Genomic DNA, 12,557 nt, shown 5'->3' with positions numbered 1-12,557 from the left:
TTCGAAGAAACACGTGTAAGCCTAAGCGCTAAAAATTTACTTCAATAATCAACTTAGGCTTAGTTTTGGAATAATGAGCCAACGCTCCTATTTGTTGAGTTCTGATCCCTATCGGCTGAGCTTAAGTCTTTTCATCAGACACTATCGCACCATCTTCCATCGTGATTATTCTATCCGCAAGGTCTAATATACGATTATCGTGAGTGACCATAAGGGTTGTGGTGCGTCGTTGAGTACCTAATCTTTTAATAATCTCAACCACCTGCCTACCAGAATCTTTGTCGAGTGCAGCAGTGGGTTCGTCCGCAAAAATGACTTGTGGATTAGCAACGAGTGCTCTTGCAATAGCAACTCTCTGCTTTTGACCTCCAGACAAGTTCATTGGCAAATAATCTATGCGTTCTGACAAGCCTAAGATACTTAAAACATGTCTTGCCGCTTTTTTTTGCTTTTGCGGGTCACCACCACCATGAACTTGCAAACCAATCAGTACGTTTTCAAGAGCACTAAGGCTTTCGTGTAAGTTATGCGCTTGAAAAATAAATCCTAATTTACGACGAATAATAACTTGCTGCTGCTCAGTCATCGCAAACAGTTCGTTACCCAACAACCTCACACTGCCGCATTGCAATGTCCGCAAGCAGGCCATTAAGGTTAGCAACGTTGTTTTTCCAGATCCTGAAGGCCCCATAAGAGCCGTCAAACTGCCAGTGTGGATGTCTAGATTAATATCAAAAAGAGCTTGTTTCTTTGCCTCGCCTTCACCAAACCAATAGTCGAGATTTTTTACGATAATTGGGGCGTTTTCTGAATTCATCTTAAAACAACTCTGCCGGATCGGCTGACTTGAGTCGGCGCGTGGCAATAAAACCAGAAATCATACAAGCGATAATGGTGCCGAATAAAACAATAAACATGCGCGACCATTCCATACTTACAGGCAAACCAGTCGCCATGGTCATTAGTGCATAAATTAACATAGCGAGCAATGAGCCAGGAATAAAACCAATACATCCTAATAAAACCGCTTGTTCGGTTATAACGCTGTAAAAAAATCGGTTTTCATAGCCCATCGATTTGAAGGTCGCATACTCTTTTAGATGATCAGCAACATCTGTGGATAAAACCTGATACACAATGACGACTCCTACTAAAACACCGATAAACACGCCAAAGCCAAATATGACCCCCACGGGCCGCTTGGTCATTTGATACGTCACATCGTCATTTATACGCTCTTCAATGGAGTGAACTTGAATATCATCATTGCCTAAACTTACTCTCAGGTTAGTAACGATCGAAGTAAGCTTATCAGCACTATTGTTGTTTGATTTAGTTTTAAGCAGGATGTGCGATGGCGTTCCTCCCTCTTGCTTTGGAAAGAGTCTCAAAAATGTTTGATCTGAGACGAAGAGAGTACCGTCAGCACCGAACCCACTGCCGATAACTACCGTTCCAGCCAAGGTTAAAGCAATATTATTCATTTCAATAGACTTATTACTATCAAGTAATGTACTCAGCGTTTGCTTGTCTAATCCTCTGGTTTTGCTGTCAATTAGCAGGGTATTTTGCAGCGTGATCCTTGCCATACTCTCGCGCAAACTGCTTTCGATAAAGGCCATTGATTCTGGAGGTACACCATAAACCTGCATGCTGGCAGCTTTTCCATTTGGCATATTCCAACTCAGCAGACCAACGTAAACGGCTGCTGCAGCTTCAATATCAGGATTTGAGAGGCTTTGATACATATACCGACGGGATATTGATGAACCATCCGAAAATGTGTTGGCATTACTTGATGAAATGATGATATCAGCAATAAACGGTTTATAAGTCATTTTGATACTGGTATTGAACGCACCGATAATACCCAACTGCACAAAGACCAGCACGTTTGCAAATGCAACACCAAAAATAGCAGCTAGCATGCGTGTTCTATTGTGGCTAAGTTGCAGCCAACCGATTGGCGTACGCCCTAGCAGATTACTCAATAACTTGAGCACTAGTTGCTTACCCTTTGAATGGTTGCAATAATCTCTAAGCCATTTAACTTTGAAGCTTGTTTAGATGACTCCGCATCCAGCGCTACATTCACAATGACGATACGAGCATCAGTATTCGCGGCCGGAGACGCTGCCATCAGTTGCTGTTTTCTAACCTCGAGCCCTATACGAATAATCTTACCCGTTAATAGCCTTGATCCCAGAGCATCAGACTGCATAGAGACCGCAGCACCCAATTGCAAAAACTGCACATCGGACTGATATACTTCAAGTTTAGCCTGCATTTGGCTTGTATCACCGAAGGTCGCAATACCCTTATCACTTGGTCGTTCACCTACTCTCGAATGAATAGAGATGATAAAACCATCTGTTGGTGCTCGCAGTGTTGCACTTGTCAGATCTTGCTGTTTTGTATTGAGTTTAGATTTGGCTGCAAACACGTTACTTTTTGCTAGCTTAACATCCGCTTGACCTTCGATATCGCTATATTGATAATTCGCCAAGTTAGCTTTTGCGCTGTCAAGGCTTCGTGACATCGCCTCCTCAACAGCAATCAGATGATCTAACTCAGATTGAGTAATCACCCCATTATTCTTAAGCTCTCTTCCCCTGACTAAATCATTTTTAGCTTGCTGAAAATTGGCTTCAATTCGTTCTACTTCGGCGACAGCCTTTAACCGATTGTTCGCAACCGTTGTTTTGATTTGAGCAAGTTGGGCTTGAGCAACCTGAACGTCTGCTTGTGAGCTTTTTAATTCAGCCTCCAACTTACCGATATTATCCATGACAGCTATAACTTGACCACTTTCAACATAATCTCCCTCCTGTACATTTAGCTGAGCAATTCTGGCATCATTGGAGCCATAAGGCGGAGCTAATACGGAGACATCTTTCAGCGGCAATAGTGTACCGAGCGCTGTAATGGTAGCGACTACAGCTGAGCTTTTTGGCGGCGTATTATTGGTCTGAGAAACAGCAATTGGATGACTGTTGCCGCCACCCGGCGATAAGCCCGTGACCTTCATGAAAAACTGCAGGCCCGGCGGTTGGAAATACAAACCGACAAATCCGCCAGTTGCAAAAATAAACACGACTAAGGGTACGAATAGTAATTTTCGGTTGAACTTAAGCTTACTAGCCGCCTTAGTTGAGTTTTTCACGCCGTTGTCCAATAAGGGCAAGGCATCGTCATCTGCTTTCGTTTCTAATTGAACGCTCGGTTTTTTGTCACTTTTTGATGCCATTTAAAACTCTCTATTTATGTCACTTGCGCACCGAGTATTCGCATTAATATTTGAAGCGCGAGACTATCCTCCCCAAGTCACTTATCAACATCGCTTTTGTCAATATAAGGCTTATTGCTCTATTCGCTATCACACAGTATCGCAATCATATCACCATATCGTGAAATTGCCGTTTTACTAACGCCCGACTTGCAGAAAGGAGAATCAATCGCCATTGCTTTCCATTCCGCGGCAGCTTGCAGGTGCTCCCCTTTAGCAATCACTTGACGTTGGTACAATTGACTACCGTCACTCGCAATAACGTGTCCGGTTGAACTGACTGAGAAATATTCACTTCCCTTTGGCAGTTGTGCAACCACTATCGTATTCTTACTCCTTGTATTATAAGCTTTCAACTGGTTTTTTTGCTGATTTTCAACGTACAGAAACCACGGTGACTTTTCAAACTGATAAGCATTTATCCACGTCTGCGTCGTTCCTGCTTGACTGCGATAGAGTAAGTAGCTTTCTGGCTTTGCATTTTTATCTAAGGCTCGCAGCTCAGGACTATCCTTGTCCTTTTGTCTAATTACTAACAGACCAGATTGCTTTGGTAAGTCCGAAGCAGCCGCACCGCTCTCATTTGAGCGAATAATGCTGCGTATCGTTTTTGCTGATGTATCCCAGACAAATACCGTCGCTTGCTGGTCGTTTTGTGCCTCAAAGACCTGAGTAAAATAAAGATGAGTTCGGTCGAAGAAGTAAGGTTCATCTGCAATTGCTAGATCTGTCGACACTTGACTTAATTCAGTAATTGGCGGCTTCGCCCTTAAATCTAATTTGCCTAAAAATAGTGTGCTGCTTTGCCTAGCCAACACATTTAGTGATAGCGTGAGCAAACAACAGCAGGTAAACACTATTTTTAGTACCCTATTCATCTTAAACGCCATTTATACCTCCAATTCTTTGAACAAGGCTTTAAACGAGAGGTGCTCTTCAATATCAAATGAGCGCTGAATTAATCGCGCCACATCACGTGCAGAAATAAGACCTCTAATTTCATGTTTTTCCCGATCGATCACTAAACAATGCTGCTGATGATTATTTTTTTGTGTTTCCAAAACGTCACTTACCGTTGCATTAGTAAGTTCAGTATAGTCAAAGCATTTCAAACTTTCCCTCGGATGCATAAAATCGCTTACTAAAAGCTCACCACGACTCGTGCTTTTGTTTACTTTTTTTAAAAGATTTTCTTCAGATATGTCAGTCAGTGTAATGAAACCAACGAACTTATTGTTGGTGTCGACAACCAACTTCATCTTCACATGTGCAAGTTTCATCATCGCTTCTACATCAATAGCCTTGACGTTTGCACCAATGACTCGGGGTAAATTGTGACGAAAATCAGTTAAAATGTTGAGCGCAGGGGTGTTTTTAGAAACAGATAATTGGTCGTTTGGCCAAACCAATTCATCAATAGATTCAGTATTATATAGTGTTAAATTTTTCATAAGACTTTCCTTTTCATTACCGTGTAGATGCTGACGACCACTAACGGTCAGTACTATGCATCATTAAATATCAATCAATTTTTAAATATTAATAATATGAGTAATGATTTGGGGGAGCTCTAATCGAGAAAAAAGCCGAATATGATTTAATATTGAACTCGTCATGCGAACGATGCGAGTTATTGCCAGCATTAATTGCGCTTACTTGAATAGACGAGGGCGCTAAGTCCAGTTCAAAGTCATTGATATCTTGACCACATGCTGTTTCAGAATCGGTGTAGCATAGAACGCTTGATGCTTTCTTATCATATTGCTCAAACTGATCGCTTGCGAAAGCGACGTTTGCCGCAAATATCAATACTACACTGAGAAATGCTCTTAACATTGATTACATCCACTCGACTCTTATAGAAAATATATAGTCATTTACTATTTATTCAAGGGAAACTCTAAAATTAAAGTATCCTTGACCAATTGACTCCTTAAATATTGCAAACTATTTAGTCGCTACACATCAAATACAAACACGTCACTGATCAGTTATTCCTATAAATCAAAATTAAATTAAAAAATACTTTGACCTCAAGATACTTTTGCACTATCTTGACATCAAGGTAAATATAATTCGTCAGATTTTTATTCATTTACTAACAGATTTTAAGGCAAAGAGCCTGACACAGGTAGCATTATCTGTTTAATGCACGACGTGTCTTTTAAAGTTGAACTCACTCCAAGGGGAGGCAAATATTATTATGATAATCACAAAAGCATTTAAGAAGTTTTTTAAACGAAAGTACCCTTACTCTCCCGTTGCAATGTTAGGAAGAAAAACAGTTGAACGTATACTCGGCGCAGATATTGTGAAATACAAAAAGCTGGAAGAAGAGAAAAAAAGAGGTCGAGACGATCAATCGACTAGAAAATCAGCTTGATTGCGCAGATCAAAACTAACGCAACCAACGGTGACATAGCATAAGCATGCTTGTCACCGTGATATGCTTATTTATGCCAAATGTAGTGTGAAGAAACGTGTTTCAATGATTTATAGTCTAGCTGTAATCCTGAAGAAGAAGTTATTGTCAGGCGCGCCGTCGCTCACACCGTTCAAATACCTCAACTCATACACATAGTCCCCTATCTTGCCGCTTACTGATGGTCCAATATAGATACCTTGCTTGTCTATTGAGCCGAAATCACCTAACTCACCGTGTTGATTAAGCATTTGCAGTCCTACTCTTGTGCCGTTGTCCAGTTTACGGCTAAAGCTTGCGCGCGTTTGTACGGATAAATCATTCGAATCACGACTTCCGCCCAATTGCTGGCCGAGTATTAGAGTGGTTCGCACTCTATAGCCGTCCGATAATGACCATTGGTTGCCCCAATTCACCGCAAACTCCTCGGGACGACTAGCACGGCGAGTTCTCAAATCGAAACGGAAAGCGCTGGACCAAATTTCCCCCTGCGCTCGTTTTTTGAAGTTATACAGTAATTCAGTTCTGAAAAAATCGTATTCAAAAGTTCCTTTATCACGATACTGCATTACGACTCGCCCGCGAAAAGTATCATTAAAAGCGTGCTGATAGTGAACTCTATAGGCCCAAGCATCTTGTTGGGAGTCGTTATCGGCTAGCGACACAGCAGTTCGGAACTGAAAGCTTCGGTCATTGGGATCAATGTCAGGTCCCATAATACCTGAGATATTTGCAAACGTAAGAGGGATATAACTGAGTAATACAACCCCAATTATGCAAAGTTTCTTTTTAATGGTGAGTTTCAAGCTAGCTCCCTAGGGCTTAAAAACATCAGTTTCCAATATCTATAATAAAAACAAAAGAAAATGACATTAATTATGTAATAACTTAATTGTGGGTGAATTATGACATAAATGTGACGCTTTTATTACAGAATTATTTCATTGCATTTTATCTCGCAACTTTTTCTCACAATTATCCCTTTATCGTTACTAAATCTGGTCTTTTTTGCGAAGACACTCGTGAGTTCGGCATTTCCATAAAACTGTTCGCGAAGTAAATATCGAGTTTATCTTGACGCAAAGATAATCTCTGAGTATTTTTATCCGCTCCCAGCACACATAGACATTATGCAGATGGATCCAGTTCAGAAAAAAATTCAGCAATGGTCGAAGCAACTCCCTGATTTAAATACAGGCCCTATGGCACTTATTGCGCGCTTACAGTTGACCAGCAAACAAATGAATGACGAGCTTTGTTCTAATTTCGAAAGCTATAAATTAACTGACGCTGGTTTTGATGTGCTTGCTACATTGCTTCGAGCTGGACCACCCCATTCGCTTTCGCCCTCTGAGTTACTAGCGCAAATGCACATTACATCCGGCACAATGACTACCAGAATCGACAAATTAGAGAAAAAAGGCCTCGTTAAAAGAAAAACAAAGAAGGACGATAAAAGGAGCGTGAACGTAGGGTTAACAAAAAAAGGGCTGAGATTGATTGATGAGGTTATTGTGGAACACGTGAAGACACAAGAGAAAATTGTCTCCGTATTCGATGAAGACGAACAGCTCGTGTTTATTTCTCTGTTGCAAAAATATCTAGCGCAAAACCTGGGCAAAAAGAAAAAGTAGTTTTCGGGGCAATGTCGATTTTAATAGTGTCATCAGCAATAGAAGCTGCACTCAGCGTGTTTGCAACCTTTCAAAAAACATCCCAATAAGTTTCGCAGCATTATCTTGCAAAGAGAATGCATCGGGGTCCTCTAGATACTCCACTGCAATGCCTCGCAAGTAGGCGCTAATACCTATCGTTAGTAACATAGAGTCTGTGTTTGCTGGAAGAATGCCCTGTTTAATTGCCTTATCAAAATACCTCGATAAAGTAATGTGTTTTTGTTTTTTCTTCTCATTATATCGGTCTTTACTGTGCGCAAACTCATCGGAGTAATCGCAACGCAGTAAAAATAAGGTGGCAATTTTTTTCTTAGTTTTATTTTGCTCTAGGTCAATCAGTAGTTCTGTGCAGACTTCTTGCAATTGCGCTATTGCATTTGAGCTATCGGCGTCGAGACCGTCAGTTATCATCTGTATGAAAGGAGAATGCAGTTGGTCATGTAACGCTTCAAAAATTTCTTGTTTGTTTGCAAAATGCCAATAAACCGCTCCCCTAGTCACATTGGCGGCTTTCGCAATTTTTTCTAATGACGTCTTTGCAACGCCATGCTCACTGAATAATTTAACAGCAGCATCAAGAATGGATTGCTTCGTACTGTCTGCATCTTCTTTTGTTTTTCTCATAATCTACAACTGCTCCGCACATATTAATGGCAACACAATTTACGCTGATGACAAGTTTGTTTTTTTTCGACTTCGGTCGTCTAATTTTATTACTGATTTATGTACCAACTTTTTTTAACCGAAAACGCCTAGCAAATTGACAACATACATTCATGTATGTATATTACGATAATCAATTAATTAGTGCTTGTCTAGCCTAATCATCTTTTCTCTTCAAGGTTTACATATGAACGCAACTCGAATTTGTTTAGCGGTGCTATTTTTATCTGCTTCCGTTTATGGCTGCTCTGATACCACCACAGGCTCTCAAGGGCAGCCTCAACAGCCTGCGCCTACTGTTTCGATTATGATTTTAGAAAAACAGAGCGTCGATATTTCAATGGATCTACCAGGCCGTGTTACCCCCTTCAAACAATCGCAAGTTCGCCCGCAAGTTGATGGCGTTATTACCAAGCGATTCTTTGAAGAAGGTGCGCAAGTTAAACAAGGTCAGCAGCTTTATCAAATTGATGATGCGAGGTACAGAGCGCAGTTAAATAGCGCGCATGCTGATGTTAAAAGCGCACTTGCAAATCAAAAAACCATGCAGGCAAAAGCAGCACGTTATAAAGATTTAGTATCGAGAAATGCGGTAAGTAAACAAGAGTACGACGACGTGATTGCCCAAAATGCTCAAGCTAATGCAAACATTAGTGTTGCTGAAGCTAAAGTGACCGTTGCCAAGGTAAACGTAGATTACACCAAAGTATATGCCCCCATTGACGGGCAAATAAGTCGCTCATATATCACTGAAGGCGCATTAGTTACCGGTAATCAGGCACAGCAACTCGCTACCATTACTCAACTCAATCCAATCTATGTAGATATGCAGGAGTCTGGTGCTGCAATTTTAGAGTTACGTCGTGAGATGCAACAAAAACAAGCCTTACCGGTATCGCTGTTAGTTAACGAAACTAGCAACGAGTTGTATTCACAACAAGGTCAGCTTAAGTTTTCAGAAGTCACTATCGATCAGAGCACTGGCGCAATCACGTTGCGCGCAATTATGCCAAATCCAGATGGCATATTACTGCCTGGTTTATTTGTGAAAGCAAGGGTTCATGTAGGTTCAAAAGATGCCGTTTTGGTGCCACAGCGCGCCACGATGCGCCAAGCTGACGGTAGCCTGACAATTTATTTAGTCGATGCCAACAATCAAGTTATTGCGAAAAAAATAAATCCTATTAAATCGATTGGTTCGGACTATGTTGTTACTGGCAATTTGGATTCAGGCGAACAACTGATTGTTACGGGATATCAAAAAGTTAAACCGGGTGCAACGGTAAACGCGGTGCCTTGGGTAACAAACTAGAAACGCACTTTAGCAACACCGACAGCTATTAGTTACGCTTGGGTTGATTTTTATATTTTAATTTAAGAAACACATTTAGGAAGGCAATATTTATGGCTGGCTTTTTCATCGATCGACCCGTTTTCGCTTGGGTACTCGCCATCATCACGATGCTCACCGGCGTGCTTGCAATCTCTTCTCTGCCCATAGAGCAATATCCTAAGGTAGCGCCACCAACAGTTTCAATTACCGCAGCTTATCCTGGTGCTTCAGCAGAAACCGTTGAAAACTCAGTAACTCAAGTCATTGAACAAAGTTTGTCCGGAATTGACAATTTGAGCTATTTCTCAGCTAGCAGTGCAAACAATTCAATGACCATTACCTTAAGCTTTGCTCCTGGCACAGATCCAGACATCGCACAGGTGCAGACTCAGAATAAGGTACAAGGAATTATTTCCTTGCTGCCACAGCAAGTTCAGCAACAGGGCGTAACGGTAAATAAGTCAAATTCGTCCTTTGCTCTCGTTGTTGGATTTTATTCCGATAATGAAGACATCAGTCAGTTCGACTTGAGTGACATGTTAGTTTCTCAATTTCGCGATCCTATCTCTAGAATTGATGGCGTTGGAAATGTGCGAGTTTTCGGTTCACAGCGCTCAATGCGGATTTGGCTAGACCCAGCAAAATTATATAGCTTCAATCTGACGCCGGTTGATGTGCGTAACGCCGTCACAGTCCAAAACACAGACGTATCTGCGGGACAGCTTGGCGGTATGCCAGCAATAGACGGACAACAGATTAATGCAACGATACAGGCACAGTCCCGACTAAAAACCGTAGAAGACTTTGAAAGGATCGTGCTTAGAGTAAACACTGACGGGTCACAAGTGAGAGTACGCGATGTTGCTCGAATCGAACTCGGCGCAGAGTCATACGATGTTGTCGTGCGCTATAAGCGCAGACCAGCGTCCGGTATGGCCGTTAGTTTGGCAACAGGCGCAAACGCGCTTGATACTATTGAAAGAGTAAAGGCCAGAGTCGATGAATTAAAATCGACTTTGCCTGATGGTGTTCAAGTGGTATATCCACTGGATTCGTCCCCTTTCATCGAACTTTCTATTAAATCAGTGGTACAAACCCTAATCGAAGCCGTTGTACTGGTATTCTTGGTCATGCTGCTATTTTTACAAAATTGGCGAGCCACACTAATCCCGACTATAGCCGTTCCGGTGGTCTTACTTGGCACATTTGGCGTGCTTTACGCCTTTGGTTTCAGTATTAATGTACTCACGATGTTTGCAATGGTATTGGCAATTGGCTTGTTGGTAGACGATGCGATTGTTGTCGTTGAAAACGTTGAGCGCATCATGGTTGAGGAAGGCCTGTCGCCAAAAGAAGCTACTAAAAAGTCGATGACACAAATCACCGGCGCGCTTGTTGGAATTGCGGCAGTGCTGTCCACTGTATTTATTCCAATGGCTTTCTTTAGTGGTTCCGCCGGCGCTATTTATCGACAATTTTCAATTACTATTGTATCGGCTATGGGCTTTTCGGTTCTAGTCGCCATTATCCTTTCTCCCTCTTTATGTGCGACCTTGCTAAAACCACATGATCCGACAAAAGATAGGAGCAAAGGCTTCATTGGCTGGTTCAATCGCAACTTTAATAAAGGCAGAGACGGCTATGAGCGCGCAACAACACACATAGCAAAGCGCGTAAAACGCTACCTAGTTGTATATGCTGCATTGGTTGGCGTCATGGTCATCATATTTTTGCGCTTGCCTACCTCATTCTTACCGAATGAAGACCAAGGCAGCATTTTAATGCTGCTGAGTACACCTCCCGGTTCAACTGCGCAACGAACGCTGGAGTCAGTTAAACAAGCTGAAGATTTCTTTTTAGACACTCATGGTGACGTTACATCTGACTTATTTACCGTTGTTGGGTTTAGTTTTGCTGGTCAAGCGCAAAATGCCGCGATGGGCTTTGTTCACTTAGTTGACTGGGACGAAAGAGATGAGTCGAACAGTGCCTTTGCTATCGTGAATAAAGCCTATGGCGCGTTCTCTCAAATTCAAGATGCTACTGCGTTCCCTATCCTGCCGCCTCCTATTCAAGAGCTTGGCAATGCCACAGGGTTCAATATGCAACTTGTTGATAGAACTGGAGCAGGTCACAAAGCCTTAATGAACGCTCGAAATCAGCTACTCGGCATGGCTGCACAAAATCCAAAACTTGCCGGCGTTCGTCCAAATGGATTAGCCGACGTAGCTCAGTTCAAAATTGATATCGATAGTGAAAAAGCCTCTGCGCTCGGTATTCCATTAAGCGACATAAACAGCGCACTGCAAATTGCATGGGGCTCAAGCTATGTTAACGACTTCATTGATAATGGTCGCATTAAACGCGTATATATGCAGGCTGACGCGCCGCACAGAATGGTTCCTGAAGATTTGGAAAAATGGTACGTGCGCAATAATAGTGGTGAAATGGTAGCATTCAGCGCGTTTGCTACCACCCAGTGGACATATGGTTCGCCAAAATTAGAGCGTTTCAACGGCATTGCTTCGGTCAACATTCAAGGTAATCCAGCGCAGGGCGTATCGTCAGGAGAGGCTTTGACGGAAATGGAAAATATGGTAAGTCAGCTCCCCGGTGGCTTTGGGGTTGATTGGGCAGGTTTATCTTATGAAGAAAAAGAAGCTGGTTCGCAATCTGGTCAGCTGTATCTTATTTCAATTTTAGTCGTATTTTTGTGCTTAGCTGCTCTTTACGAAAGTTGGTCTGTACCGATTTCAGTCCTGCTTGTTGTGCCACTCGGTATATTAGGTGCTGTTGTGGCCGCCTTTATCTTCAATCTACCAAACGATATTTATCTACAAGTAGCCTTTCTGACAACCGTTGGCTTAGCTGCAAAAAATGCAATTTTGATTGTTGAGTTTGCAAAGGAGCAGTGTGAAGACGGCGTTGATATCATGACTGCAGTTTCAACCGCTGCAAAACAGCGTTTTCGTCCAATCATTATGACTTCAATGGCCTTTATCTTAGGGGTAACGCCATTGGCTATAGCAAGCGGTGCTGGCGCTGCATCTCAGAATGCAATTGGTATTGCGGTGATCGGCGGAATGTTTGCAGCGACCTTCTTAGCGATATTTTTTGTTCCGATGTTCTTTGTCATGGTGCAAAAAATCACTAAATAAGCATCTGCTTATTCAATAA

The 12,557-nt window shown here is 42.0% G+C and carries 12 protein-coding genes; 4 read left to right on the top strand and 8 right to left on the bottom strand.

The annotated features are described in order from the left end of the window. Nucleotides 1–121: 121 nt before the first annotated feature. From GNIT_RS06270 to GNIT_RS06245, 6 genes are all read right to left on the bottom strand, one after another. Nucleotides 122–817, bottom strand: a complete 696-nt coding sequence (locus GNIT_RS06270) for an ATP-binding cassette domain-containing protein (protein WP_014108319.1) — start codon at nt 815–817, stop codon at nt 122–124. A gap of 1 nt (nt 818) precedes the next feature. After that, on the bottom strand, nt 819–2,003 hold the full coding sequence (gene devC / locus GNIT_RS06265) for an ABC transporter permease DevC (RefSeq protein ID WP_041246321.1): 1,185 nt from the start codon (nt 2,001–2,003) through the stop codon (nt 819–821). Continuing rightward, on the bottom strand, nt 2,003–3,247 hold the full coding sequence (locus GNIT_RS06260) for an HlyD family efflux transporter periplasmic adaptor subunit (RefSeq protein WP_014108317.1): 1,245 nt from the start codon (nt 3,245–3,247) through the stop codon (nt 2,003–2,005). The genes devC and GNIT_RS06260 overlap by 1 nt, the downstream gene beginning before the upstream one ends. A 119-nt stretch (nt 3,248–3,366) precedes the next feature. Then, the gene (locus GNIT_RS06255; protein WP_148261695.1) at nt 3,367–4,164 is read right to left on the bottom strand and encodes a hypothetical protein; all 798 of its coding nucleotides are present in this window, start codon (nt 4,162–4,164) and stop codon (nt 3,367–3,369) included. A gap of 12 nt (nt 4,165–4,176) precedes the next feature. Continuing rightward, entirely contained in the window at nt 4,177–4,737 is a 561-nt protein-coding gene (locus GNIT_RS06250; protein ID WP_014108315.1) for a CBS domain-containing protein, read from the bottom strand. Nucleotides 4,738–4,825: 88 nt separating this feature from the next. Next, nucleotides 4,826–5,122, bottom strand: coding sequence for a hypothetical protein (locus tag GNIT_RS06245; RefSeq protein WP_014108314.1), 297 nt, complete (start codon nt 5,120–5,122; stop codon nt 4,826–4,828). A 367-nt stretch (nt 5,123–5,489) separates the two neighbouring features. Between GNIT_RS06245 and GNIT_RS06240 the strand changes: the two genes are divergently transcribed. After that, entirely contained in the window at nt 5,490–5,669 is a 180-nt protein-coding gene (locus GNIT_RS06240) for a hypothetical protein (RefSeq protein ID WP_014108313.1), read from the top strand. Nucleotides 5,670–5,779: 110 nt separating this feature from the next. Here GNIT_RS06240 and GNIT_RS06235 read toward each other — a convergent pair whose 3' ends face one another. Next, nucleotides 5,780–6,514: a hypothetical protein gene (locus GNIT_RS06235; RefSeq protein ID WP_014108312.1), complete on the bottom strand. Its 735-nt coding sequence runs from the start codon at nt 6,512–6,514 to the stop codon at nt 5,780–5,782. 324 nt (nt 6,515–6,838) lie between these two features. Here GNIT_RS06235 and GNIT_RS06230 point away from each other — a divergent pair, with 324 nt between their 5' ends. Further along, entirely contained in the window at nt 6,839–7,342 is a 504-nt protein-coding gene (locus GNIT_RS06230; RefSeq protein WP_238526946.1) for a MarR family winged helix-turn-helix transcriptional regulator, read from the top strand. Between the two features lie 51 nt (nt 7,343–7,393). On the opposite strand, the gene GNIT_RS06225 is transcribed toward GNIT_RS06230, so the two are convergent. After that, nucleotides 7,394–8,008 (bottom strand): TetR family transcriptional regulator, encoded by a 615-nt coding sequence (locus GNIT_RS06225; RefSeq protein ID WP_014108310.1) that lies wholly within the window; start codon nt 8,006–8,008, stop codon nt 7,394–7,396. A gap of 226 nt (nt 8,009–8,234) precedes the next feature. Here GNIT_RS06225 and GNIT_RS06220 point away from each other — a divergent pair, with 226 nt between their 5' ends. Next, nucleotides 8,235–9,359, top strand: a complete 1,125-nt coding sequence (locus GNIT_RS06220) for an efflux RND transporter periplasmic adaptor subunit (RefSeq protein WP_014108309.1) — start codon at nt 8,235–8,237, stop codon at nt 9,357–9,359. 92 nt (nt 9,360–9,451) lie between these two features. After that, entirely contained in the window at nt 9,452–12,538 is a 3,087-nt protein-coding gene (locus GNIT_RS06215; RefSeq protein WP_014108308.1) for an efflux RND transporter permease subunit, read from the top strand. The last annotated feature ends 19 nt before the right edge of the window (nt 12,539–12,557 follow it).

This window comes from Glaciecola nitratireducens FR1064, from assembly GCF_000226565.1.
Classification (GTDB): domain Bacteria; phylum Pseudomonadota; class Gammaproteobacteria; order Enterobacterales; family Alteromonadaceae; genus Glaciecola; species Glaciecola nitratireducens.
This window is presented reverse-complemented; position numbering and strand designations above follow the sequence as displayed.

What these genes read in the sequence shown, in the direction of transcription:
- GNIT_RS06260 (WP_014108317.1), bottom strand. Translation starts at nt 3,247, where the DNA reads ATGGCATCAAAAAGTGACAAAAAACCGAGCGTTCAATTAGAAACGAAA.
- GNIT_RS06220 (WP_014108309.1), top strand. Translation starts at nt 8,235, where the DNA reads ATGAACGCAACTCGAATTTGTTTAGCGGTGCTATTTTTATCTGCTTCC.
- GNIT_RS06255 (WP_148261695.1), bottom strand. Translation starts at nt 4,164, where the DNA reads ATGAATAGGGTACTAAAAATAGTGTTTACCTGCTGTTGTTTGCTCACG.
- GNIT_RS06240 (WP_014108313.1), top strand. Translation starts at nt 5,490, where the DNA reads ATGATAATCACAAAAGCATTTAAGAAGTTTTTTAAACGAAAGTACCCT.
- GNIT_RS06215 (WP_014108308.1), top strand. Translation starts at nt 9,452, where the DNA reads ATGGCTGGCTTTTTCATCGATCGACCCGTTTTCGCTTGGGTACTCGCC.
- GNIT_RS06225 (WP_014108310.1), bottom strand. Translation starts at nt 8,008, where the DNA reads ATGAGAAAAACAAAAGAAGATGCAGACAGTACGAAGCAATCCATTCTT.
- GNIT_RS06270 (WP_014108319.1), bottom strand. Translation starts at nt 817, where the DNA reads ATGAATTCAGAAAACGCCCCAATTATCGTAAAAAATCTCGACTATTGG.
- GNIT_RS06245 (WP_014108314.1), bottom strand. Translation starts at nt 5,122, where the DNA reads ATGTTAAGAGCATTTCTCAGTGTAGTATTGATATTTGCGGCAAACGTC.
- GNIT_RS06230 (WP_238526946.1), top strand. Translation starts at nt 6,839, where the DNA reads ATGCAGATGGATCCAGTTCAGAAAAAAATTCAGCAATGGTCGAAGCAA.
- GNIT_RS06250 (WP_014108315.1), bottom strand. Translation starts at nt 4,737, where the DNA reads ATGAAAAATTTAACACTATATAATACTGAATCTATTGATGAATTGGTT.